A 24,948-nucleotide genomic window follows, 5' to 3' on the forward strand; every position below is an offset into this window, starting at 1 on the left:
TACTAATTCGGTTAGCTAATGTCAATCTTTATGCCAGTAGCCATTTTTAAAGGTTTTGACAGAAAAGTTTTGATAAAAATGACATAGTGTCATAAAATTTGAAGTAAACAAAATATTTAATGAATAAAAGCTGCCTCAATTAAACCTTTTTTTACTTTAGCTGAAATTTATTATTAGAATGGAAAGCATTAGTGTTTTTGATATGTTAAAGATTGGTGTTGGACCTTCAAGTTCCCATACATTAGGACCTTGGCGTGCTGCAGAACGATGGATTAAAGAACTAAAAGATGCTAAATTTTTTGATAAAATTGATAATATCAAAGTCGATTTATACGGTTCATTATCCTTAACGGGAAAAGGGCATGCAACAGATTTGGCTATTTTATTGGGATTGTCTGGAGCTGACCCTGAAACTGTTCCTGTTGAAGATATTTCTAAGATAATTGATAAAATAAAAAGTACCAAAATCTTGAATTTAAATAATCAATTAGAGGTTCCATTTAACATTAAAGATTCTATCGTTTTTAATCGTGAATTCTTACCTTTTCATGCTAACGGATTAACCTTTACAACTCATGCAAAAGAAAATAGCATCTCTTCTACCTTCTACTCCATTGGTGGTGGGTTTGTAGTAAAAGAGGAATTAGTAAATTCAAAGAAGCAAGAAGAAATCTTTAATACAGTTTTTCCTCATCCTATTCAAAAAGCTAGTGAATTGCTAGAATATTGTAATGACCTTAACAAATCAATTTCTGAAGTTGTTCTAGAAAATGAAAAATCAATTCATTCTAATGAAAAAATCGATTTTGAAATGCAGCGTATTTGGAACACAATGTTAGAATGCATGTATATAGGTTGTCATACGGAAGGAAATTTACCTGGTGGTCTCAATGTTCGCCGTCGTGCATTTGATACACATCAAAAGTTAAAAGGTAATTTACAGTATAATTCCCCTCAAGAATGGCTAGAAACTATTCGTAAAACCGAAGTAAAATTCAGACAAATATTAAAATGGGTAAGTTGTTTTGCCTTAAGTGTAAATGAAGTAAATGCCTCATTAGGAAGAGTGGTTACCGCACCAACTAATGGAAGTGCCGGTGTGATTCCTGCTGTATTAATGTACTATCTAGTGATTGAAAATCATGAAGCTAATTTTAAACATATTAAGCAATTTTTATTAGTAGCTGGCGAAATAGGCAGTATCTTTAAAAAAGGTGCAACAATTTCTGCTGCCATGGGAGGCTGTCAAGCGGAGATAGGAGTTTCTTCTGCAATGGCATCTGCTGCTTTATGCGAATTATTAGGTGGTAGTCCTGAACAAGTAATGATTGCCGCCGAAATAGCTATGGAGCATCATTTAGGTCTAACATGTGACCCTATTGGCGGCTTGGTACAGGTGCCTTGTATAGAACGAAATTCTATGGGTGCAATTAAAGCTATTCATGCGGCAGAATTAGCTTTAGAAACTGATCCTAAAAATGTAAAAGTACCACTAGACAAAGTGGTAGATACCATGTGGGAAACAGCAAAAGATATGAATAACAAATACAAGGAAACTTCAGAAGGTGGCTTGGCCGTAAAAGTTAGCTTATCTGACTGTTAACGTGTAAAAACTAATTCAGTTTCAGTAGACATATTTGCATCAAAGGCATAACCTTCTCTATCAAATCCTTTTAAACCTTCAATGTCTTCAATATTATTATCAACTATATAACGCACCATATAACCTCTTGCTAATTTAGCAAAGGTCATAATCGTTTTATATTGTCCATTTTTAAAATCCTTAAAAATTGGTGTGACAATAGGCACTTTTAATACTTTAGGTTTAATTGCTTTAAAGTATTCTGCACTAGCCAAGTTTACAAATAATTCATCATCTTTTAATTCATCATTTAAAGCTTGAGTAATAGAATTATCCCAAAACTGATATAGGTTGTCTTTTCTACCAACCTTCAATCGTGTACCCATTTCTAAACGATAAGGTTGCATTAAATCTAACGGTTTTAGTAAACCATACTGACCTGATAAAATTCGTAACTTATTTTGTAATTGGTCTAGTTTATCTTCCGGCAGCGTTGCCATATCTAAGCCACGATATACATCGCCTTTAAATGTATAAATAGCTTGTCTCGCATTATCGGTAGTAAATGGCAAAGACCAATTTTGATTACGTTCATAATTTAATTGTCCAAGATTATCAGAAATGCTCATCAATTTTGATAATTGCTTAACACTTTTCTTTTTTAAAACATTTGACAGTTTTTCTGATTGTTCCAAAAAAGCGGGTTCTGTATATTTATTAGTTGGTATTTGTGTTTCGCAATCGAGAGATTTTGCCGGTGAGATTACTATTTTCATTTCTACTTTTATTTATGATATAAAAATACAATTCAAAACGGCAATCATCAAACTTTTAGTACTTTTAAAACCAATACATGTATTACCAAAATTTATGAGTGCTCTTTTAACTTAAAGGATTTATATGAATACTATAGCAAAGAAACCTAAAGACATTCCACTTCTATTTATTCGTTTCTGGAATAATAGAGATGCTAAAGGTATAGCTAGCCTTTTTGTCGAAGATGCTGAGTTTATAAATGTAGTTGGGTTATGGTGGCATAACCGTGATTCAATTTTTAGAGCTCATGATTATGGTTTAAAGCGAATATTCAATAAATCGATAGCTGAATTACGCAAGACAAGAGTGACGTTTTTACGAGATAATATTGCTATTGTTCATGCCCGAATGAAACTAAGCAATCAAACGGGAACAAATCAAATAAATAACCCACTTGATAGAAAGAATATATTCACATTTGTAGTTCAAAAAAAAGAAAACAGATGGTTATGTGTTGCTGCTCACAACACCGATATTGTACCTGGTAAAGAAACTCATATTATTAATGAAGAAGGTAAAATTACTGCCGTTGATTATAGGAAAAACAAAACCTAATCTTTTTGATTCACAGTATAATTCCTCCACTTTTCTAAAGCTAACTGCATATCTTGAGGAATTTGAGAATCAAACTGCATCCATTTTTTTGTAGTTGGATGTTCAAAACCGAGAGTTTTGGCATGCAATGCCTGACGAGGCAAAACCTTTAAGCAATTATCTACAAACTGTTTGTATTTAGTAAAGGTTGTTCCTTTTAATATCTTTTCTCCTCCATAGCGCTCATCATTAAACAAGGTATGCCCAATATGTTTAAAGTGCGCCCTAATTTGATGTGTTCTACCGGTTTCTAGCTTGCATTCGACCAACGTTACATAACTAAATCGCTCAATAACTTTAAAATGTGTTATTGCGTGCTTACCATGTTCTCCATCAGGAAAAACATCCATTTGCAACCGATTTTTAAAGCTACGTCCAACATTTCCGGTAATGGTGCCTTCATCTTCATCAATATTTCCCCAGACCAAAGCATAATACAATCTATCAGTAGTGCGATCAAAAAATTGCTTTGCCAAATTTGCCATAGCAAATTCTGTTTTAGCAACTACCAATAAGCCACTGGTGTCTTTATCAATTCTATGCACTAAACCTGGGCGTTCATTAGAATTTTTTGGCAAGTTTTCTATATGATGTATGAGTCCGTTAACTAATGTGCCAGTATAATTACCATGACCAGGATGTACAACCATACCTGCTGGCTTATTCACTACAATTACATCATCATCCTCATAAGTGATATCAATTGGGATATCTTCGGCCACTAATAAATTTTCGTGTGGCGGATGAGCCAACACTACTCTAACAACGTCGTTAGGCTTTACTTTATGGTTAGCCTTTACAATTGCATCATTTACCAAAACGTTACCTGCTTTTACCGCTTGTTGAATCTTATTACGTGTAGCATTTTCTATAAAATTCATTAGAAATTTATCAACACGTAAAGGCTCTTGCCCTTCACTTGCGGTAAACTTATAATGCTCGTAAAGATCGTCTTGTTCTATTTCGGCAGGTTGCTCACTCATTAATTTTCATCTTCATCAATATCACTCGTGTTGCCCAAATTTCCATCACCTAAGACCATATCAATTTTAGAGTTTTTAGCCACAAGATCGCCTGCTTTGAGTTCTTTACCGTTAAAATTAAGCTTACGAACCACATCACGACCAATATCAGGTATATAACTCGAGTTTCCAATTCTAAAGCCTATAGATGTTAAATGAGTTACCACTTGACGTTTTGTTTTTCCTAAAATATCTGGAACAGCTACTTTACGGTAATTAGAAGCATTTAGTGTTAAATAAATTTTGCGCCCCTCTTTTACAAAGTCGCCAGCTCCAGGGTTTTGTTCTAATACCGACTTTGGTGGATACTCTGCATTAAAACTTGCAGAATCTATAACAATAAATGCTAGGTTAGCATCCTTTAACTTTTTATCAGCCTCATCCAACGAAAGCTTAGCCAAATCTGGTACTGGTATTTTTTGATTGTGATTGGTTCTATAACTTAAAAATCTATTCAATAAAAAAATAACAATTACAACACTTAATAATATGGTAATAATGGTCCGTAAAAATTGCTTACTTTTTAAATACTGTATTAGCTGCATTTTGGTTTTATTTAGCAATCACAAACTTACTCAAAAAAGTAGTATTTTTAACAGCAAGAATCAATACTTTTGTTCTAATAACCATTTCTAAATAGGCTACGTGAAAAAAAATATTGCCATTATTATGGGAGGCTACTCATCTGAAGTCGAAATTTCGATAATGAGCGGTAATGTAGTTTATAAACACTTAAATAAACAAATATACAACGCTTATAAAGTCCATATTTTAAAGGAAAAATGGGTAGTTTTTATAGATAATAAAGAATACAATATCGATAAAGGAGATTTTTCTTTTTTACTAAATGGAAACAAGATTTCCTTCGATTGTGTTTTTAATGCAATTCATGGGCATCCTGGTGAAGACGGTACTATACTGGCTTATTTTAATCTTTTAGGAATAAAACACACGTCTGCTCCATTTTATCAAATGGCATTAACATTTAATAAACGAGATACACTAAGTGTAGTTAGGCATTATGGTATAAAGGCAGCTACTTCTGTTTATTTGGATAATGGTGATGTAATTAATGAAGAAGAAATTATAAAAACTGTAGGTTTACCATGCTTTGTAAAACCAAACAATGCAGGTTCTAGCTTTGGCATCAGTAAAGTAACACAACAGAAAAATTTAAAAGAAGCCATTAATTATGCTTTCGCGGAAGATAACGAGATCTTAATAGAATCTTTTTTAGATGGTATTGAAGTTTCTATTGGAGTTATAAACTACAAAGGGAAAACTAAAGTGCTACCAGCGACGGAAATCGTTTCTGAAAATGATTTCTTTGATTATGAAGCTAAATATCTGGGAGCCTCCAAAGAAATTACGCCAGCTAGAATTTCTAAAAAACAATTACAACGACTCAATTCAGTTGCTAAAGAAGTTTATGAAATACTAAACTTAAATGGATTTTCGCGTGCAGAATATATTTTTATAGGTGATGAACCTTATTTTTTAGAGATCAATACAGTACCTGGATTAACTGAAGCTAGTTTATTACCTCAACAAGCAGAAGCTGCAGGTATAAGTTTAGAAACATTATTTGTTAATGCTATTGAAACCGCTTTAAACTAATGATTATGAAAAAAGCATTATTTCCTGGATCTTTTGACCCCATTACTTTAGGTCATTATGATATTATAAAACGTGGTGTACAATTGTTTGATGAAGTAATTGTAGCAATTGGTGTTAATGCAGATAAAAAATATATGTTCTCCCTAGAGGAACGTAAACAATTTATTGAAGACTCTTTTAAAGATGAACCCAAGGTAAAGGTAGTTACTTACAAAGGACTAACCGTTGATTTTTGTAAAGAGATAGGTGTTGAATTTATTTTGCGTGGACTCAGAAATCCAGCCGATTTTGAGTTTGAAAAAGCGATTGCGCATACTAATCGTGATTTAGCTCCTATTGAAACAGTTTTTCTTTTAACCGCTGCTAGCACTTCGTATATTTCTTCATCTATAGTTCGAGACGTAATCCGTAATAATGGTGATTATACTAAACTCGTTCCAGATAGTGTGAAAGTAAAGTAATTAATCCATCACTTTAGCCATCACGTGATAACGAGGATCGTCTATGGCTTTTTCAATTACACTAGCTAAACGTGGAGAAGCTTTTACCATTAATCTTTGACAAGCTGGGCTCAAATGCTTGATCTTAATTTGCTTACCAGCTTCTTCATATTTACCAATTAAGTTGAATAAAGCTTCTAAAGCAGAATGATCTGAAACACGTGATTCCATAAAATCAATTTCTATTTGTTTTGGATCATTTTTTACATCAAACTTACCATTAAATGCCTGTATACTACCAAAAAATAATGGTCCCCAAATTTCATAAACTTTAGTACCATCTTCTTTTTCATATTTTTTAGCGCGAATACGTTTGGCATTTTCCCAAGAAAAAACCAATGCAGATATTATAACACCAGCTATTACAGCAATTGCTAAATCAAAAACTACTGTTAATGCAGAAACAGCCACTAAAACAATTACATCACTTATTGGTATTTTATTCAAAATTCTAAAACTAGACCATGCAAACGTACCTACTACTACCATAAACATTACGCCTACCAAAGCCGCGATTGGAACTTGTTCTATTAAACCAGAAGCAAATAATATAAACGCTAGTAAGGCTAAAGCAGCCACAATACCCGATAAGCGACCTCTACCTCCACCTTTTATATTGATAATTGATTGACCAATCATGGCACAACCGCCCATACCTCCAAACAGCCCTGTAACAATATTAGCACCACCTTGTGCTAAACATTCTCTGTTAGAGTTTCCGCGAGTTTCAGTCAATTCATCAACTAAATTCAAAGTCATTAATGATTCTATCAACCCAATAGCTGCTAAGATCAATGCGTATGGAAATATGAACTTAAACGTTTCAAGATTTAAAGGAACCTTATCAAATATTTCAGACTGAAAAACAGGTAACCCTCCTTTTAAGCCTTCGCCACCACCCTCTCTAATAAAACTACCAACAGTAGCTACGTCTAAACCTCCAAAAATTACAATTGCAGAAACTACAAGAATAGCAATTAGGGCTTCAGGTAATTTTTTATTAAGTTTAGGCAAACCAAACATAATCCCCATGGTTAAGGCTACCAATCCTGCCATAATCCATAAAGTAGCTCCTTGCATCCAAACTTTTTCTCCATTGACTACTTCTTTAAACATCCCTAATTGGGATAAGAATATTACAATTGCTAACCCATTTACAAAGCCCATCATTACTGGATGCGGAATTAAACGCACAAACTTTCCTAGTTTAAAAACACCAGCTAACATCTGTATAATTCCCATTAAAATAACCGTAGCAAAAAGATAATACAGTCCAAGATTTTCTCCTTCCGCACCAAGTGCATTACCTTCGGCAACTAAACTTACCATTACTACAGCCAAAGCTCCAGTAGCACCGGATATCATACCTGGTCTACCACCAAAAATAGCTGTAATTAAGCCGATCATAAATGCAGCATACAATCCAACCAATGGGTCTACACCAGCCACAAAAGCAAAAGCTACTGCTTCTGGCACCAATGCCAATGCCACTGTTAAACCTGATAAAACATCGTTTTTTACATTGGCTGTACGCTTTCTGATAAATTCAGTCATGATCTTAAAATTTTAAGGCGGCAAAGATAGGCTATTTTATAAAGTAAACAACTGTTATCTAGCGCATAAAAAAAGCTCCGCAAAACGCAGAGCTTATATTTTTTTTATATAATTTTCTTATTCTTTAACTACTTTAAAAGAACCTACTTTGTCATTTACTCTGGCTCTTACCATATAGGTACCCGCCGAAAGTGATGTTAAGTCTAAACTTGCATTTAATTGTGAGGTCTTCATAGACTTTACTTGCTGGCCCAAAACATTATAAACTTCGACGCTTGAGATTTCCTCTTTAGCAATCATATTTAAACTCTCTTTTACCGGATTCGGGTAATAACTAAAACTTACTAAGTCTAAATCACCTGTACTAGCAGTTGAACCATTACCATTCACATTAACTACCATATGAATATCTGGTCTACCTTGGTCTTCGAAATCGGTTGGCATATTTAGATTACAAGCATCTGCTGAAAAATATGATGGATCATTTTGACCATCGTTATTTGAGCCTATATCAAATTTAACCTGACCAGCACCTCCATCGTCTGGATCGTCTGAAGGTACAGAAATTGCTACTACAAATTCTGCATTTGCAGCAATAGTAGCAGTAATTGGCACATTAACAATTGTTTGAGATTGATCTTGTAAATTTTGAGTAACTTCAGTAATTAGTGTTAAGCTTCCGTTTGGAAAAATGCCATTTACTGAATAAACACCTACAGTAACCGGGAATCCTCCAGCAGGAGCATCAGACAATGATTCTATTCCATAATCAATAGATGTAATATCATAATCACTAATAATACCAAAATCGTTGAGGTCAAAAGCTCTATAGTAAGTAGTAGCTTGAACAAAAATAACATTACCATCTCCGTCTTTGGTGTTACAACCTAATGAATTACCATCAACAATATTTTGACTGGTAGAATGTGTTAATGTTTGCGCAAAAATACTTTGCAAACTTATAATAGCAATAATAACTAGGGGAGTAATTTTTTTCATAAGCAATTCTAATTAATTGGCTTGTTTATTTTATTTAATACACTTATCTAATGTATAACAACTAGGGTCCGTTTTTTCCTACTTTTTCTTAACGGATTGCAAATTTACATAATAAATCTATATTTCTATATGTGTTTTTTAAGACTTCGTTAAGCTTTTCAGCTCCTACCCATTCTACCTTGGTAATACCTTCTTCCAATTGAGGAGTTAGCTTTTGGTCGAGAGTAGAAGTCATTTTAAACCAATATGTAACCTTTAATATTCTTTTGTTTTTATACTTATATACGTGATAAGTCTTAGTTATAAGACCCAATAATTTTAGATTGGTCACACCACATTCCTCTTCTACTTCTCGTAAAGCTGCTTCTTCAATATTTTCACCCGCTTCAATTTTTCCCTTTGGCAGATCCCATTTACCATTTCTGAATATCCATAAACTATCATTAGTTTCATTAAACACCACGCCACCAGCCGCCTTAATAATTTTAAACTTATCTTGAAAACCTTCCCAAAGTTCTTTGAGATTATGATGATAAATGTGGATAGATTTCAATTCATCATTTTCTAGTTGAAGGATGATCTCATTAAGTTCTATATTTTCAAAACTATGAGAAGGAATGTCAGGATTATTAGTAGGCTTTTGGTCCAAAAAAATAACATTTTCATTTACAAAAATTGTATACATTTGCGATATGATTTTAGACAAAAATACAGCAAAAAAAACTGCTGAATTACTTTTACAAATCAAAGCCATAAAACTACAACCCAATGAACCTTTTACTTGGGCTTCAGGCTGGAAATCACCAATTTATTGCGATAACAGAACTACATTATCTTTTGTAAAGGTTCGTAATTTTTTAAGTGAAAATTTAGCTAAAATAGTAAAAGAAAAGTATGGCAAACCAGATGTAATTGCTGGTGTTGCAACTGGTGCGATAGCAATTGGGGTTTTAGTTGCTGAAAAATTAGGCATACCTTTTGTATATGTTCGACCAGAGCCAAAAAAACATGGTCGACAAAATCAGATAGAAGGTCATTTAGAAAGTGGACAAGAAGCAGTTGTTATTGAAGATTTAATAAGCACCGGGAAAAGTAGTTTAAATGCTGTAAAAGCATTAAAAAGTTCAGGGGCTATTGTTAAGGGTATGGTCGCTATCTTTTCTTATGGATTTGATTTTGCAAAAGAAAATTTTAGAAATTCTGAAGTAGAACTCTTAACTTTGAGTGATTACAATCATTTATTAGATCAAGCTACAGAATCAAATTATATAAATAATAACGAATTAAAAACGCTACAAGAGTGGAGAAAACATCCAGACAGGTGGCAATAATTATAAAAACATGAATTTAGAAAGCCCAAGCGTAACAGCACAAAAGTCTAGCAAAGACATGTATGAGTTTTTAGCAGATCCTGCAAATTTTGAAAAGATTATGCCAGAGAGTATAGACAAATTTGAAACTAGAGAAAACGGTTTTGTATTCGCTTTAAAGGGTATGCCAGAAATTAAACTAAAAATTAAAGAATTAGTACCTAATGAAAAAGTTGTACTTGGAGCTGCAAGTGATAAACTTCCTTTTACTTTAACAGGAAATATTTATGAGATAGATGATGAAAGTAGTGAGGTACAATTAGTCTTTGATGGCAAATTTAATCCTATGATGGCAATGATGGTGAAAAGTCCGTTAAAAAAATTCATCAATACTCTAAGCGAAAATATAGAGCAGCTTTAAATAAATCGAATTTCTTTTAAGTCATAAGCTTCAATTGATTCGTTTTCATGTTCAATTAATAATTTTCCAAAATCATCAATACCAAGTATTTTACCCATAAATTGGTTTTCTTGGATATTTTCATACATAGCTGGTGTATTCATTCTAAACAAATGGCTTTCATAAGCTGTTTTAATTCCTTTAAAATAATGATTCTCAATCAATACTGATTGTTTTTTAATTTCATTCACTAGGTTTTTCAGTAAAACATCCCTATTAAATTCTTTATTGGTAATTAATTTTAAAGATGTTGCATTTGGGAGACCTTCAAAATTAATCTGATTTACATTAAGACCAACTCCAATAATTGATCTTATAATTCTATCATTACTGACAGTATTTTCAATTAGAATTCCGCATAATTTTTTAGCATATGACAAAATGTCGTTAGGCCATTTAATTTTTAATTTTTCAGGTATATAATCTTGTAAAACATTAAAAATTGCCAATGAAATTATACAATTCAAATAGAAAGCATATTGAACTTTAAAATTTTCCAATTCACACAATATACTAAAGGTGAGGTTTTTACCAGGATCAGAGTGCCATTTATTTTGTAGCTGTCCTTTACCAGCTGTTTGCTCCTCTGTTACAACAATTGTCCAATTTTCTACGTTAGAATTTTTAACCAAATCTTTTAAAAAAGTATTGGTTGAATTAATGGCATTAAGTTTGACTATTTTCATTATGGAATATTACAAATATAACATTTCATTAACGATAAAATATAATACCTTTGCGGTAATCTTAAAGAATTTTAATGACGAGGACCAAAGCGAGCTCAGATCAGTTAATTACTGAAATTATAAAGGGAATAGAGAAGGTTAAAGGCGAGAAAGTAAGCATTTTAGATCTTAGAGAAATAGAAAATACAGTATGTGATTATTTTATTATTTGCGAAGGTAATTCTAATACTCAAGTAAATGCAATTGCAGGTTCTGTACAAAAAGTGGTTGGTAAGTCTTTAAAAGATAAACCATGGCATGTAGAGGGTGAAGCAAATGCAGAATGGATATTGATCGATTATGTAAATGTTGTAGTGCATATTTTTCAAAAGCAGGTTCGAGAATTCTATGACATAGAAAGTCTTTGGGGCGATGCAAAAATTACTTCGATCGAAGCTGCCTACTAATTTTAATTTTTAGAACAATTACATGAGTCAAGATAAAAAAAATAATAAGCCTTTTAAAGAGTTTAAATTTAAATTCAATTTTTATTGGGTATATGGTATCCTTTTCGCACTTATTTTAGGGTATCAATTCTTTAACAGTTCTGACCTAAGCACTGATAAATTATCTGATAATGAGTTTAAAACCATCCTTAAGGATAATGATATTAGCAAAATAGTTATTGTAAATGACGATTTCGCTCAAGTTTTCATTAAAGAAGATGCTTTAAGTAAAGAAAAGCACAGTGCTAAAACTAAGAGTCCTTTTTTCAGTAAAGGTAACCCAATGTATATTTTTGATTTTGGAGATCTTCAAAATTTCGAAAATGAGTTAAATACTGAGAAAACTGAATATAACTTAGATTTTGATAGAGATAATGCCAAACAAACTAATATTTGGGATGGCATTTTTATGTGGTTGCCGTTTATCTTTATTATTGCAATTTGGATATTTATTATGCGTCGGATGTCTGGTGCTGGTGGTGGTGGTGGTCCAGGTGGGCAAATCTTTAACATTGGTAAATCTAAAGCAAAGCTTTTTGACCAAGATCAAAAAGTACAAACTTCGTTTAAAGATGTTGCAGGCTTAGAAGGTGCAAAAGAAGAAGTTCAAGAAATTGTAGACTTCTTAAAGAATCCTGAAAAATATACTAGACTTGGTGGTAAAATTCCAAAAGGAGCCTTATTAGTAGGCCCTCCTGGCACAGGTAAAACCTTATTAGCAAAAGCAGTAGCTGGTGAAGCTAAAGTTCCTTTCTTTTCATTATCTGGTTCTGATTTTGTGGAAATGTTTGTGGGTGTTGGTGCTTCACGTGTTCGTGATTTGTTTAAACAAGCTGCACAAAAATCGCCATCGATTATTTTTATAGATGAAATTGATGCTATAGGTAGAGCTAGAGGTAGAAATAATATTACTGGTGGTAATGATGAACGTGAAAATACATTAAATCAGCTATTAACAGAAATGGATGGTTTTGGTACTGATACTAATGTAATTGTATTAGCTGCTACTAACCGTGCAGATGTTTTAGATAAAGCTTTAATGCGTGCAGGACGATTTGATAGACAAATTTATGTTGATTTGCCAGACATGAATGAGCGTAAAGAGATTTTTGAAGTTCATGTTAAACCTTTGAAGCTAGATAAAAATGCAGATGTGGAATTTTTAGCTAAGCAAACACCAGGTTTTTCCGGAGCTGATATTGCTAATGTTTGTAACGAGGCTGCATTAGTCGCAGCTAGAAAGGGCCATAAAGCGGTAGAGCATCAAGATTTTTTGGATGCTGTAGATAGAATTGTTGGAGGGTTAGAAAAGAAGAATAAAATCATCACTCAGAAAGAAAAGGAAACCATTGCTTACCATGAAGCTGGTCATGCAACAGTTAGCTGGATGTTGGAACATGCTGCTCCATTAGTAAAAGTAACAATTGTTCCTCGTGGGCAATCATTAGGAGCGGCTTGGTATTTACCAGAAGAACGCATGATTGTTAGAACAGAACAAATGCTTGATGAAATGTGTGCCACTTTAGGTGGTCGTGCAGCTGAAAAGATTGTTTTCGATAAAATTTCTACTGGGGCTTTAAGTGATCTTGAAAAAATTACCAAGCAAGCTAGAGCTATGGTAGCTGTATATGGTTTAAGCGAAAAACTTGGCAATATTACTTATTATGATTCTAGTGGTCAATCTGACTATAATTTCTCAAAACCGTATAGTGAAGAAACAGCTCAATTGATTGATGAAGAAATTTCTAAATTAATTGAAAACCAATATGAACGAGCTCAGCAAATTTTGATCAAACATAAAAAGGAGTTGACTGAATTAGCAGAATTATTGTTAGAAAAAGAGGTTATTTTCAGCGATGATCTGGAGAGAATATTTGGAAAGAGACCATTTAAAAAAGAGCCTTTAGCTAGCCCTAAAGCTGTGGAAGAAGTTGCTTCAGAAGAAGGTACAGTAAAGAAAACAAAAGACAATCCTATTAAAGATGTGAACAATGAAGGCGAGATTTCAACAGAATTCGCCTAATTTTTAACATTTTATTACTTTTGAGTAGCTCACTAGTTTTACTATGAATCTATTAAAAAAGTTATTCAACCAAAATAAAGACATTTCCGCTTCAAGCGAACAAGGATCTGCCATAGACACGGCAGATCTTTCTTTAGATGATATATTTGTTCATAATTTCATTAAAAAAGGAGGTAAATTCTTATACTGTTCTAATTTAGAAGAAGTTAATCAAAATTTACTCAACATCATTGAAGAAAATCAATGGGAAGAAACTGTTTGTATTGACCGCGATTTAGTCAAATTATTGACAATTATCAATAAGAGTTGTACTCAGAATATATCCTTAAATGCTCCATTCTTTTCATTATGTGAACACTTAATCTCTGATAATGGTAGTGTGATGTTTTCATCAAATCAAGTACAACAATATAAACTATCTAAGTTACCCAACCACTTTATTGTATTAGCAAGAACGAGTCAACTAGTTAGAACGACTAGTGAAGGATTAATGGCAATACGAAAAAATTATGTTCATGATTTTCCTACCAATATTAGTTCAATCAAAAGCTATATGCCTGGAAAAGCAAAAGATGATTTTTTGAATTATGGTAATACAAATGCAAAAAATCTTTATTTGCTTTTACTAGAAGATTTATAAGATGAAAGAATTGCTTACAAGGGCACTCTCGGGCATAGTATATGTCGCTATTATAGTAGGTGCAACCTTATATTCAAAAGAGTCCTTTTATGCCTTATTTTTCATCTTAATGATGTTGTGCTTATATGAATTTAAACGACTCATTAATTTAAAATATAACTGGGCATATATAGTTGCCATCCTAATCTATTTACGTTTTTCTGAGTTATCAATTTTCAGTTCAAAATACTTTCATTTTTTTCTAATCATTTCATTATTCATACCCTTTATTTATCAATTATTTATTACAAAGATTAGTATTACTTCAAGTAAAATGGGGCATTTTTTATTGGCTGTAGCCTATATAGCTTTGCCTTTTAGTTTTATGACAAGTATTCCTTTTATAAATGGTGAGTATCATCCTAAGACCATCATTAGTATTTTTGCACTAATATGGGCTAATGATAGTTTTGCTTACTTAATTGGCACTACATTAGGGCGTACAAAACTCTATGAGAAAATTTCACCAAATAAAACTGTTGAAGGAGCTCTTGGTGGGTTAGTTGCAAGCCTTATCGCTGCATATTTCTTAGCTCAGTACGTCCCAATTTTAACCTTAGTAAGTTGGATGATCATCGCTGTTCTGATTGTTATTTTTGGTTTATTAGGCGATTTGATTGAATCAAAATTTAAAAGAGAAGCTCAGGTAAAAGATAGCAGCAACCTTATTCCCGGACATGGTGGATTTCTGGATAGACTAGACAGTATTATCTTTGCTGCCCCCTTTGTTTATGTATATTTGCATTTATTTTATTAGACTATGTTTCATAAAGAAGGTTATAAAATTATCACAATAACTATTGTTATTTTAACGGTACTCTTTTTGCTTATAGATAAGTTTATTGCTAATTATTGGCTCAATAAATCACTAATGGTAGTTCTATTATTGATATTAATTTTGATTCTTCAGTTTTTTAGAAACCCCAAACGAATAGCAGTTGAAAACTTAAATCAAATTATTGCTCCCGTAGATGGTAAAGTAGTGGTCATTGAAGAAGTTCAAGAAAACGAATATTTTAAAGATAAACGTAGACAAGTATCTATTTTCATGTCTCCGTTAAATGTACATGTCACAAGATATCCAATTAGTGGAAAAGTAAATTTCAGCAAGTACCATCCAGGCAAATACTTGGTTGCTTGGCATCCAAAATCTTCAGAAGAAAATGAACGTACCACCATTGTTGTAGAAAATAATAACGTTGGCGAAATTCTATATAGACAGATAGCTGGCGCTTTGGCAAGACGTATTGTAAACTATGCTAAAAAAGATGAAACTGTAAAACAAGGTACAGATGCCGGATTTATAAAATTTGGTTCTAGAGTAGATATTTTTTTACCTTTAGATATGAAAATAAATGTTTCTTTAAATCAAAAAGCGATTGGTGCTAAAACAGTAATTGCCGAACGCGTTTAATCTCCTGTTAAAGTAAAAACAAGCATGGAAGATATTAATAGAAAATTTGAGAAAGCCTATGAAATATCTTCTTCTATGAAAGAAAAGTTACCACCTGATACTATGCTTAAGTTATATGCTTATTATAAGCAAGCTACTAAAGGAAATAACTATTCAACACCATCGGGTCATGACGCAATTCGAAATGCTTTTAAATTGAATGCTTGGTTTCAGATCAATGAAATTTCTGAAGACATGGCAAAACAACAATATATTGAACTTGTAGAAAAAATTACACAACAAAAAATAGATTAAAACCATGAAAAAAATCGTTTTTTTATCAGTAGCAATTATACTATCCTTTACTATCGTTTCATGTAAAAAACAAGTAAAGAAAGAACCAGCAAAATTCTCAGTAGTTGCAGAAACTATTACTGTAAATTGGACAGGTTATAAAACTACCTCAAAAATTCCTGTGAAAGGACAATTTAAAACTGTTGAAATTTCGAATACACAAGAGGCAACAACAGCTTTAGAGGCCTTGAATGGGGCTGAATTCAATTTACCTGTAAGTAGCCTTTTTTCTGGTGATGATGAACGTGATGGGAAGCTTAAAGAACTTTTCTTTGGAGTAATGGATGCAACCGTTTCTTTAACAGGAATATTAAATTTAAATAATGATGGAAAAGGTACAGTAAACCTAAAAATGAATAATGTTAGTAAAGAAATACCTATTACTTATATTATTAGTGGGCAATTAGTTGAGTTGACAGGCACATTAGATATTGTAAATGACTTTAATGCTCAAGCAGCTTTAGACTCACTAAGTAAAGCCTGTTTTGAATTACATAAAGGGCCTGACTTAGTTAGTAAAACTTGGAGCGAGGTAGCTATCGATGCAATTATTTATTTAAAGAAAAAGTAAATTTCAGTGAGTCAGTCAGTTCTGCTTGCCAATAGATTTCGAGAAGTTTTATTCAACGGAAAGTGGATTGCAAATACCAATCTTAAAGAACAATTGGCTGATATTACTTGGCAAGAAGCCACTACTAAAGTTGGTTCTTTAAATACCATCGCTTTATTAACTTTTCATATTAACTACTACATCTCCGGACTTAATAATTTTTTCGAAAAAGGCAAATTAGAAATTAGAGATAAATACAGTTTTGATATGCCTCCAACTAAATCTGAAAAAGAGTGGCAACAATTAGTAACTTCACTTTTAGCTAATGCTGAAAAGTTTGCAAATTTTATTGAAAAAATGTCTGATGAGAAACTAGATAATGTATTCATAGAAGAAAAGTATGGTACTTATAAAAGAAATATAGAAGGAATGATAGAACATGCCTACTATCATTTTGGGCAAATTTCTCTTCTAAAAAAATTAATTAAAGGGTAAAGTGATTATCCCAAACTTGCCAAGCTTGCCTTAATAGTTTCTATTCTAGCCAAGGCATCTGCCTCCTTTTTCTTTTCGTTATCAACTACTTGTTCTGGAGCGCCAGAAACAAAACGTTCGTTTGCTAATTTCTTTTGAACAGATTTTAAAAAGCCTTCTGTATAATTTAATTCTTCTGTTAATTTTTTTATTTCCTCATCTATACTAATATTATCTGACGAGATAGGGATAAAATACTCATTCGATTTAACCCTGAAGCTTAAAGCTCCATCTATCTTTTCTGGCGTATAATTCAATGTATCTACATTACCTAATTTCTTTATTACAACATCAAATCTATCAGAAGTCGTCTCATTATTAAGAATTGACAAATCAATTTTATTCTTAAACGTAATACTTTTATCCTTACGGATAGTTCTAATACTAGAGATCACCTCCGTAGCAAAGTCAAATTCTTTGATTAAGCTCTCATCTATCTTTTCAACACTCGGATAGTTAGCAACTATTAAAGCTTCTTCTGGAGTTCTTTCAGCAATGAATTGCCAAATCTCTTCAGTCAAGAACGGCATAAAAGGATGTAATATTTTTAAGTTATTCTCAAGAATAGCTATAACAGCCAAATGGGTCTTTTCATCAATTGGCTGTTCATAACCTGGTTTTACAATCTCTAAAAGCCAAGAAGCAAAATCATCCCATATCAACTTATAAATAGACATTAAAGCGTCAGATAAACGATATTTACTATAATGATCTTCAATCTCAGTTAAAGTCTTATTGAATTTACTTTTATACCATTCAATAGCAATATTAGAAGACGCCGGTTGCTCAATTGAACTACTTACTTGCCAACCTTTAATTAATCGAAAAGCATTCCATATTTTATTGGCAAATTGTTTTCCTTGTTGACATAAAGCTTCATCAAACATTAAATCGTTACCAGCTGCGCTACTTAACAATAAACCTACACGAACTCCATCGGCACCATAATCTTCCATTAATTTTAGTGCATCTGGCGAATTTCCGAGAGATTTACTCATCTTACGACGTTGTTTATCACGGACCAGTCCAGTTAAATATACATTTTCAAATGGTCGCTCACCCCTATACTCATAACCTGTAATAATCATACGTGCAACCCAAAAGAATAAAATATCAGGGCCTGTAACTAGATCATTTGTTGGATAATAGTAATTAATTTCCTCATTATCAGGATTTCGAATACCGTCAAATACACTCATTGGCCAAATACCAGATGAAAACCAAGTATCTAAAACATCAGGGTCTTGAGTTAAATCGTTAGAGGTCAATTCTTGATTATTCGTTCTTATTTTCGCAAGCTCAATTGCTTCATTAATATTTTCGGCTACAACAAAATCTTCTTTACCATCTCCATAAAAGTAAGCTGGTATTTGCTGTCCCCACCATAATTGACGCGATATATTCCAATCACGAATATTTTCTACCCAATGACGGTATGTATTATTAAACTTCTTAGGAAAAAGCTTTACCTCTTCTGTTTCAAGCACCGCTTTAATTGCTGGTTTTATCAGCTCTTCCATTTTTAAAAACCATTGATCAGATAGTCTTGGCTCAATCACAGCTTTTGTGCGCTCCGAAGTTCCTACATTATGGGTGATATCTTCAATCTTAACTAATAAACCTAATTCTTCTAGTTCTTTGGCAACATCTTTTCTTGCTACTACTCTATCTTTCCCTTGATGATGAAGACCAAAACTATTCATACTACCATCAGCATTCAAAACATCTACAACTTCTAAGTTATGACGATCACCAATTTCTTTATCATTTACATCATGTGCTGGCGTTACTTTTAAACAGCCGGTACCAAACTCTATATCTACATAATCATCTTCTATTATAGATATCACTCTATTACAAATAGGTACAATTACTTTTTTGCCTTTTAAGTGCGTATAACGATCATCATTAGGGTTTATACAAACTGCAGTATCTCCTAAAATAGTTTCGGGCCTAGTTGTTGCAATAGTTACAAATTCACTCTCACCTTCTATTTGGTACTTTACATAGTATAGTTTATCCGTTCGTTCTTGGTAAATAACCTCTTCATCAGACAATGTGGTTTGGGCTTCTGGATCCCAATTCACCATACGATAACCTCGATAAATATTTCCTTTGTTGTATTGATCTACAAATACCTTAATTACAGCTTCACTCATATCATCATCCATGGTGAACTTTTTACGAGACCAATCACAAGAACATCCTAATTTTTTTAATTGCTCTAAAATTACTCCTCCATATTCATGAGTCCAATCCCAAGCATGCTTTAAAAATTCTTCACGAGTGATATTATTTTTATCTATACCTTGTTCCTTAAGTTTAGCAACTACTTTAGCTTCGGTAGCTATAGAGGCATGATCCATACCAGGCACCCAACAAGCATTTTTACCCAACAAACGAGCACGACGTATCAATACGTCTTGAATAGTATTATTCAGCATGTGCCCCATATGTAAAACTCCGGTTACATTAGGTGGTGGAATCACTATACTATAAGGTTCTCTTTCATCCGGTGTAGACCGAAAAAAATCGTTTTCCATCCAATGGTTATACCACTTCTCTTCTACTTTATTTGAACTATAAGTTGCTGGAATTTTCATTTGGCGTACTTCTTGATAAAAATGAAGTGCAAAGTTACAATTATCAACAATATGTTAAAACTTTAGCCGTTACAATTTTAAGATAAAAAATAAGTATCTTTACCCTATTAAAAGCATATCATAAAATGAAAAAATTAGCCTTATTATTCGTTATTGGTTTGATAAGTTTTTCTGTCAATGCGCAGGGAACTTCTGAGGAAAAAAAAGCAGACCCGAATGCTCCAATATTTGAGTTTGAAAAAGAAATTATTGATTATGGAACTGTAGAAAAGGGTTCAGATGGAAAACGTGTTTTTAAATTTAAGAATGTAGGAAAGTCGCCACTTATTATTTCTAATGTTAAAACAAGCTGTGGCTGTACAGTGCCAACTGTGCCAAAAGAGCCTATTATGCCTGGAGCAACTGCTGAACTAGAAGTAAAATATGACACCAATAGAGTTTCCCCTTTTAATAAAGCAATTACAATTTTTTCTAATGCTTCTGAAGCTAAAAAAGTAATCTATATTAAGGGACGTGTAAAAAAAGAAAGCGCCTTATCTATACTTGAACGGAAAGAAAAAAGTGTAGTAGAAAATAACAACTAAATAATAAAAAAGCGACTCAATAGGGTCGCTTTTTTATTTTAGCATATCTTTTAATCTAAAAGAGTAAAAAAGTTTTTTACCATTTCTTTCGATTAATAGCTTTATAAGTTTTCCTTCTTTTGTTGAGAACAAATGAATTATTTCTTCCATCTTATAAGTATAAGCAGGCTTACTATTAACTTCTAAAATAATATCGTTAGCTAATAAACCTGTTTTCTCTGCAGGTGAATTTGGTCTAATGAATGAAATAGTATACAATGGCTTAAAGTTGTAAACCATTTCAAAGATAACTTGCACAATTCCTCGACTTTCTCCTCTTCCTCCAAAATTAAGGCCTGATGAATCCTTTTTATCTTTAATGAGCATTGTGCCATTATGAATCAATTCAATACCGCTCATGTTGTACAAAAAAGGGTCGTTGTAATAAGATGATTTTTTCTTTAATACCAATTTTTTATCTCTATAATCAATAAGCATTCTAAATCGTTTTAAAATTCCTGCTCCTAAGCTTCCATTTCGTTCTTTAAATCTATAAGCTGTAGCGATAGATGTCGAATCAGGGTACGACACATTTGCATTCTTAAAGCTATATTGCCCTAAGATTATTTCATCTATTTTGCTCTGTCTACCATAAATGTTACCGCTTAATCCTTTACCCAAAAAATCATCGAAATATTTTTCGGGCAACTTAATATTATCACTCGATTTATCAAACAACCAAACTGTTTTACTACCACCAGTATCAATTAACAATTTTGTGTCTATGATTTTATCATCTGATCTAACCTTAATATCAACATATGGCTTATTTCTATTAAAAGTGAGGTCAAATGTTTCACATTTCTTACACTCTTTATATTTGTAGGAATTTGGGTTGTAAAACTTAACCCTTTTCGTGGTATAGTTAATATCAATAACAAAATCTCTAAAAATATCACCACCAATAATTCCATTAATATCCATACCCATTCTGGCCGAGAGATCAAATTCTCTACCTGGTATTAAATAGATCATATGTTGTCCATTTAAAATATTTCCAATTTTAAATAGATTATTTTTAGATTGAATTGCGTTTATATAACTTCCTTCGCCTAAACCTCTTATTCTAATTTTCTGTGTATTTTTTAATTTGGTTGAATCTTCTAAACTTAAGTTGAACATTATGGTATTATTTACACCAGTATCTAGTAGAAAATTAAGCTTTGAACCATTTACTTCTATAGGTAAAACAATCAAATTATTTACCATCTTAAAACTCATAGCATAGCTTTTACCATTGTTCTTAATATAGAATCTATCTTGGGCGGTAAGTTTAGATACGCATAAATAAAGAAAGAAAAAAGATAGCAATTTTATGCGGTAGTTCATAGAGTTAGTTTACTTTCTTAAAACTACAAAAACTCAAATAGCTACTAAAACTTTTAGCATAATTTTAACGGAATAAAATCTTTAGAAAAGTTGTACTAATTTTCGATATAATTTTCTGAAATTTGTAGAATATCTAACTATAAAATAGAAATGCCTAAAATATCTGCTAAAGGGCAGCAAATGCCTGAGTCTCCAATCCGAAAATTAGTGCCGTTTGCTGAAGATGCAAAAAAGCGAGGAACTAAAGTTTATCATTTAAATATAGGACAACCAGATATTAAAACACCAAAAGTTGCTTTAGATGCTGTTAAGAATGCTGATTTAGAAGTATTAGAATATGCTCGTTCAGAAGGTTCGGAAGCTTACAGACAAAAGCTATCAACATATTATGCCAAAAATGATATTAGCATTGAGACCAATGATATTATTGTAACTACTGGAGGTAGCGAGGCCTTGCTCTTTACATTTGGCAGTATTATGGATACTAATGATGAAGTAATCATTCCAGAGCCTTTTTATGCCAACTACAATGGTTTTTCTACAGCATCTGGTGTAAAAGTTGTACCGGTAATTTCTAAAATAGAAGATAATTTTGCCTTGCCTCCTATTGAAGAGTTTGAAAAATTAATTACACCTAAATCCAAAGCAATATTAATTTGTAACCCAGGTAATCCTACAGGTTATTTATACAGCAAAGAAGAAATACAAAAGTTAGCATCAATCGTCAAAAAGTACGATCTATTTTTAATTGCTGATGAAGTCTATCGTGAATTTGCTTATGACGGTGCAACTCATTATTCTGTTTTGCAAGAAGAAAGTATAAATGATAATACAATTGTTATAGATTCAGTATCCAAACGTTATAGCATGTGCGGTGCGAGAATTGGATGTATTGTTTCTAAAAATAAACAAGTTATACAAACTGCTTTAAAATTTGCTCAGGCACGCTTGAGTCCTCCTACTTATGCTCTAATAGCTAGTGAAGCTGCTTTAGATACACCACAGCGCTATTTTGATAATGTTATTGAAGAATATGTAGACAGACGTAATACATTGATTACTGAGCTTCAAAAAATAGACGGCGTTAAAGTAGCGAAGCCTAATGGCGCTTTTTATTGTATCGCTGAGTTACCAGTTAAAAATTCTGACGATTTTGCGCAATGGCTTTTAGAAAAATTTCATTTAAATAATGAAACTATTATGGTGGCCCCAGCTGCAGGGTTTTACTCTACAAAAGGATTAGGCTTAAACCAGGTACGTATTGCATATGTCCTAAATAAAGAGGATATGATCCGTTCTGTAAAAATCTTAAAGGCAGCTTTAGAAGCTTATAATTCTTAATGCAGATTCAACAAAACATATCTTTAAAACCCTACAATACATTTGGTATAGACGTTAAAGCCAAAAAATTTGTGAATGCCAGATCAATTCTAGATTTAGAAGAAATTTTAAAAAATCATGAAGATTTCTTTATACTTAGCGGAGGAAGCAACCTGTTACTCACTAAAGACTTTGAAAAGCTTGTAATACATCTAAATTTAAAAGGAAAAGAGATTCTAAAGGAAGACAAAGAGGATGTATTTGTAAAAGTACAAGCTGGCGAAAATTGGCATGAATTTGTTTTATGGTGTTTAGAAAATGACTATGGAGGTGTTGAAAACCTATCTTTAATTCCTGGTAATGTGGGTACTGCTCCTATTCAAAATATTGGTGCTTACGGAGTTGAATTAAAAGACTTTATGCATGAACTAGAAGCTCTAGAAATTAAATCAGGGAATTTAGTAAAGTTTAAAAATGTGGATTGTGAGTTTGGTTACAGAGATTCTATTTTTAAACGTCATGTTAAAGGAAAGTATATAATTACCTCTGTTCTTTTCAAACTTTCAAAAAATAAACATCAGCTAAATACTTCTTATGGTGCAATCCAATCTGAGTTAGGAAGTAATGCTATTGAAAAGCCTACCATAAAAGATGTATCTAATGCGGTAATTACTATTAGGCAAAGTAAATTACCAGACCCAAAAGAAATAGGTAACAGTGGTAGTTTTTTTAAAAACCCTGTTATTTCTAAACATCAGTTTAGACAATTACAACATAAACATCCTGAAGTGCCTTATTATAAAGTTTCTGAAACAAAAATTAAAGTACCAGCTGGTTGGTTGGTGGAACAATGTGGATTTAAAGGGCAACGCTTTGGTGACGCTGGTGTTCATAAAAAACAAGCACTAGTGCTCGTAAATTATGGTAATGCAACCGGGCAAGAAATCTTTGAGCTTTCAAAAAAAATTCAACAAACTGTTAAAGAAAAGTTTGAAATTGACTTAGAAGCTGAAGTAAATATTATCTAAGCTTCTACTATAATTTAGTTTGATTCTTGAATTATTTTCGGCTAACTTCGCTTATCGACCGATATAGTTCATTAAAACAGAACCATATCTAAACAATAAGCAAACTTTAGAAAAAATAAAAAACCTCACTGCAGTGAGGTTTTTTTTATAAACATTATTTTACACTTCTAATCATCAGCTGGTTTAATTACTTTCCAAAGTAAAGCACCAATTATTCCACCAATGAGCGGAGCTACTATAAATAGCCATAATTGTGATAATGCTTCACCTCCTACAAACAAAGCAGGACCAATACTACGAGCAGGATTTACAGAAACACCCGTTACAGGAATTCCAACAATATGAATCATCGTTAAAGCCAAACCTATAGCAATACCTGCAAACTTACCATTTGCATTTTTATGCGTGGCACCAAAAATAACCAGCAAGAAAATAGCCGTTAGTACAACCTCAGCTATAAAACCTGCTTGCATACCATATCCTTTTGGGGAACCTGTTCCATATCCATTTTGTCCTAATCCATTAACAGCAATGTCATAACCTGGCAATCCTTGAGCAATAAACCATAATACTCCGGCACCTAAAATGGCACCAATAATTTGAAATACAATATAACCACCAGCATCTTTAGCATCAATTTTGCCCGAAAAGAGCATTGCCACTGTAATTGCAGGATTTATATGACATCCTGAAATAGATCCAATAGCATATACCATTGCCAAAACAGCAATACCAAATGCAAATGCAATTCCTAAAAACCCTACATCACCACCAGCAATAACTGCGCTACCACAGCCAATAAAAACAAGAACAAATGTTCCGAGCATTTCTGCTAGATATTTTTTCATAATAGTTAAGATTAAATTAATTGATTATTATTGAGACAC

General features: G+C 32.5%; 27 protein-coding genes. 17 read left to right on the plus strand and 10 right to left on the minus strand.

What is annotated here, in order from left to right; genetic code table 11:
• Positions 1-178: 178 nt before the first annotated feature.
• Positions 179-1,603: an L-serine ammonia-lyase gene (locus tag AC1EUV_RS08265; RefSeq protein WP_480198212.1), complete on the plus strand. Its 1,425-nt coding sequence runs from the start codon at positions 179-181 to the stop codon at positions 1,601-1,603.
• Here AC1EUV_RS08265 and yaaA read toward each other — a convergent pair.
• Entirely contained in the window at positions 1,600-2,358 is a 759-nt protein-coding gene (yaaA, locus tag AC1EUV_RS08270; protein ID WP_480198213.1) for a peroxide stress protein YaaA, read from the minus strand. The two genes, AC1EUV_RS08265 and yaaA, sit on opposite strands and share 4 nt — an antisense overlap.
• Before the next feature lie 124 nt (positions 2,359-2,482).
• On the opposite strand from yaaA, the gene AC1EUV_RS08275 reads away from it, so the two are divergent.
• On the plus strand, positions 2,483-2,953 hold the full coding sequence (locus AC1EUV_RS08275; protein WP_480198214.1) for an SgcJ/EcaC family oxidoreductase: 471 nt from the start codon (positions 2,483-2,485) through the stop codon (positions 2,951-2,953).
• Here the strand turns inward: AC1EUV_RS08275 and AC1EUV_RS08280 are convergent.
• Positions 2,950-3,975, minus strand: a complete 1,026-nt coding sequence (locus tag AC1EUV_RS08280) for an RluA family pseudouridine synthase (protein ID WP_480198215.1) — start codon at positions 3,973-3,975, stop codon at positions 2,950-2,952. The two genes, AC1EUV_RS08275 and AC1EUV_RS08280, sit on opposite strands and share 4 nt — an antisense overlap.
• Positions 3,975-4,559: a PASTA domain-containing protein gene (locus AC1EUV_RS08285; protein ID WP_480198216.1), complete on the minus strand. Its 585-nt coding sequence runs from the start codon at positions 4,557-4,559 to the stop codon at positions 3,975-3,977. The genes AC1EUV_RS08280 and AC1EUV_RS08285 overlap by 1 nt, the downstream gene beginning before the upstream one ends.
• Positions 4,560-4,659: 100 nt before the next feature.
• Here AC1EUV_RS08285 and AC1EUV_RS08290 point away from each other — a divergent pair, with 100 nt between their 5' ends.
• On the plus strand, positions 4,660-5,631 hold the full coding sequence (locus tag AC1EUV_RS08290) for a D-alanine--D-alanine ligase (protein WP_480198217.1): 972 nt from the start codon (positions 4,660-4,662) through the stop codon (positions 5,629-5,631).
• 5 nt (positions 5,632-5,636) lie between these two features.
• Positions 5,637-6,092 carry a pantetheine-phosphate adenylyltransferase gene (gene coaD, locus AC1EUV_RS08295; protein ID WP_480198218.1) on the plus strand — a complete coding sequence of 152 codons (456 nt, stop codon included), beginning with the start codon at positions 5,637-5,639 and terminating at the stop codon, positions 6,090-6,092.
• Here the strand turns inward: coaD and AC1EUV_RS08300 are convergent, their stop codons facing one another.
• From AC1EUV_RS08300 to AC1EUV_RS08310, 3 genes are all read right to left on the minus strand, one after another.
• A complete protein-coding gene (locus AC1EUV_RS08300) occupies positions 6,093-7,685 on the minus strand; it encodes a SulP family inorganic anion transporter (protein WP_480198219.1) in 1,593 nt (530 codons plus the stop codon).
• A 117-nt stretch (positions 7,686-7,802) separates the two neighbouring features.
• On the minus strand, positions 7,803-8,684 hold the full coding sequence (locus AC1EUV_RS08305; RefSeq protein WP_480198220.1) for a T9SS type A sorting domain-containing protein: 882 nt from the start codon (positions 8,682-8,684) through the stop codon (positions 7,803-7,805).
• 88 nt (positions 8,685-8,772) lie between these two features.
• Entirely contained in the window at positions 8,773-9,369 is a 597-nt protein-coding gene (locus AC1EUV_RS08310; protein ID WP_480198221.1) for an NUDIX hydrolase, read from the minus strand.
• A 7-nt stretch (positions 9,370-9,376) separates the two neighbouring features.
• Between AC1EUV_RS08310 and pyrE the strand changes: the two genes are divergently transcribed.
• Positions 9,377-10,015 carry an orotate phosphoribosyltransferase gene (pyrE, locus tag AC1EUV_RS08315; RefSeq protein WP_480198222.1) on the plus strand — a complete coding sequence of 213 codons (639 nt, stop codon included), beginning with the start codon at positions 9,377-9,379 and terminating at the stop codon, positions 10,013-10,015.
• 10 nt (positions 10,016-10,025) lie between these two features.
• Entirely contained in the window at positions 10,026-10,415 is a 390-nt protein-coding gene (locus AC1EUV_RS08320) for an STK_08120 family protein (protein ID WP_480198223.1), read from the plus strand.
• Here the strand turns inward: AC1EUV_RS08320 and AC1EUV_RS08325 are convergent.
• Positions 10,412-11,140, minus strand: coding sequence for a biotin--[acetyl-CoA-carboxylase] ligase (locus AC1EUV_RS08325; protein ID WP_480198224.1), 729 nt, complete (start codon positions 11,138-11,140; stop codon positions 10,412-10,414). The genes AC1EUV_RS08320 and AC1EUV_RS08325 overlap by 4 nt on opposite strands.
• 74 nt (positions 11,141-11,214) lie before the next feature.
• Between AC1EUV_RS08325 and rsfS the strand changes: the two genes are divergently transcribed.
• The 8 genes from rsfS to AC1EUV_RS08365 are packed head-to-tail and all read left to right on the plus strand — an operon-like array spanning position 11,215 to position 17,119.
• Positions 11,215-11,586: a ribosome silencing factor gene (gene rsfS, locus AC1EUV_RS08330; RefSeq protein ID WP_480198225.1), complete on the plus strand. Its 372-nt coding sequence runs from the start codon at positions 11,215-11,217 to the stop codon at positions 11,584-11,586.
• 22 nt (positions 11,587-11,608) lie between these two features.
• Complete coding sequence (gene ftsH / locus AC1EUV_RS08335; protein WP_480198226.1) at positions 11,609-13,648, plus strand: ATP-dependent zinc metalloprotease FtsH; 2,040 nt, start codon at positions 11,609-11,611, stop codon at positions 13,646-13,648.
• 43 nt (positions 13,649-13,691) lie between these two features.
• Positions 13,692-14,288 carry an LUD domain-containing protein gene (locus AC1EUV_RS08340; RefSeq protein WP_480198227.1) on the plus strand — a complete coding sequence of 199 codons (597 nt, stop codon included), beginning with the start codon at positions 13,692-13,694 and terminating at the stop codon, positions 14,286-14,288.
• Between the two features lies 1 nt (position 14,289).
• Positions 14,290-15,084: a phosphatidate cytidylyltransferase gene (locus tag AC1EUV_RS08345; RefSeq protein ID WP_480198228.1), complete on the plus strand. Its 795-nt coding sequence runs from the start codon at positions 14,290-14,292 to the stop codon at positions 15,082-15,084.
• A 3-nt stretch (positions 15,085-15,087) separates the two neighbouring features.
• Positions 15,088-15,741, plus strand: a complete 654-nt coding sequence (locus tag AC1EUV_RS08350; RefSeq protein WP_480198229.1) for a phosphatidylserine decarboxylase family protein — start codon at positions 15,088-15,090, stop codon at positions 15,739-15,741.
• 24 nt (positions 15,742-15,765) lie between these two features.
• Positions 15,766-16,035, plus strand: a complete 270-nt coding sequence (locus tag AC1EUV_RS08355; RefSeq protein ID WP_480198230.1) for an acyl-CoA-binding protein — start codon at positions 15,766-15,768, stop codon at positions 16,033-16,035.
• A gap of 4 nt (positions 16,036-16,039) precedes the next feature.
• A complete protein-coding gene (locus tag AC1EUV_RS08360) occupies positions 16,040-16,645 on the plus strand; it encodes a YceI family protein (protein ID WP_480198231.1) in 606 nt (201 codons plus the stop codon).
• A 6-nt stretch (positions 16,646-16,651) separates the two neighbouring features.
• The gene (locus AC1EUV_RS08365) at positions 16,652-17,119 is read left to right on the plus strand and encodes a DUF1572 domain-containing protein (RefSeq protein ID WP_480198232.1); all 468 of its coding nucleotides are present in this window, start codon (positions 16,652-16,654) and stop codon (positions 17,117-17,119) included.
• Positions 17,120-17,124: 5 nt separating this feature from the next.
• On the opposite strand, the gene AC1EUV_RS08370 is transcribed toward AC1EUV_RS08365, so the two are convergent.
• Complete coding sequence (locus AC1EUV_RS08370; RefSeq protein WP_480198233.1) at positions 17,125-19,761, minus strand: valine--tRNA ligase; 2,637 nt, start codon at positions 19,759-19,761, stop codon at positions 17,125-17,127.
• Between the two features lie 125 nt (positions 19,762-19,886).
• On the opposite strand from AC1EUV_RS08370, the gene AC1EUV_RS08375 reads away from it, so the two are divergent.
• Entirely contained in the window at positions 19,887-20,345 is a 459-nt protein-coding gene (locus tag AC1EUV_RS08375) for a DUF1573 domain-containing protein (RefSeq protein WP_480198234.1), read from the plus strand.
• Positions 20,346-20,378: 33 nt separating this feature from the next.
• On the opposite strand, the gene AC1EUV_RS08380 is transcribed toward AC1EUV_RS08375, so the two are convergent.
• Complete coding sequence (locus AC1EUV_RS08380; RefSeq protein ID WP_480198235.1) at positions 20,379-21,605, minus strand: aspartyl protease family protein; 1,227 nt, start codon at positions 21,603-21,605, stop codon at positions 20,379-20,381.
• A 258-nt stretch (positions 21,606-21,863) separates the two neighbouring features.
• On the opposite strand from AC1EUV_RS08380, the gene AC1EUV_RS08385 reads away from it, so the two are divergent.
• Positions 21,864-23,054: a pyridoxal phosphate-dependent aminotransferase gene (locus tag AC1EUV_RS08385; protein ID WP_480198236.1), complete on the plus strand. Its 1,191-nt coding sequence runs from the start codon at positions 21,864-21,866 to the stop codon at positions 23,052-23,054.
• On the plus strand, positions 23,054-24,061 hold the full coding sequence (murB, locus tag AC1EUV_RS08390; RefSeq protein WP_480198237.1) for a UDP-N-acetylmuramate dehydrogenase: 1,008 nt from the start codon (positions 23,054-23,056) through the stop codon (positions 24,059-24,061). Before AC1EUV_RS08385 ends, murB begins: the two co-directional genes overlap by 1 nt.
• Positions 24,062-24,228: 167 nt before the next feature.
• Here the strand turns inward: murB and aqpZ are convergent, their stop codons facing one another.
• Entirely contained in the window at positions 24,229-24,909 is a 681-nt protein-coding gene (gene aqpZ / locus AC1EUV_RS08395) for an aquaporin Z (RefSeq protein ID WP_480198238.1), read from the minus strand.
• Between the last annotated feature and the right edge of the window lie 39 nt (positions 24,910-24,948).

It is taken from the genome of Maritimimonas sp. 2304DJ26-3, assembly GCF_056591635.1.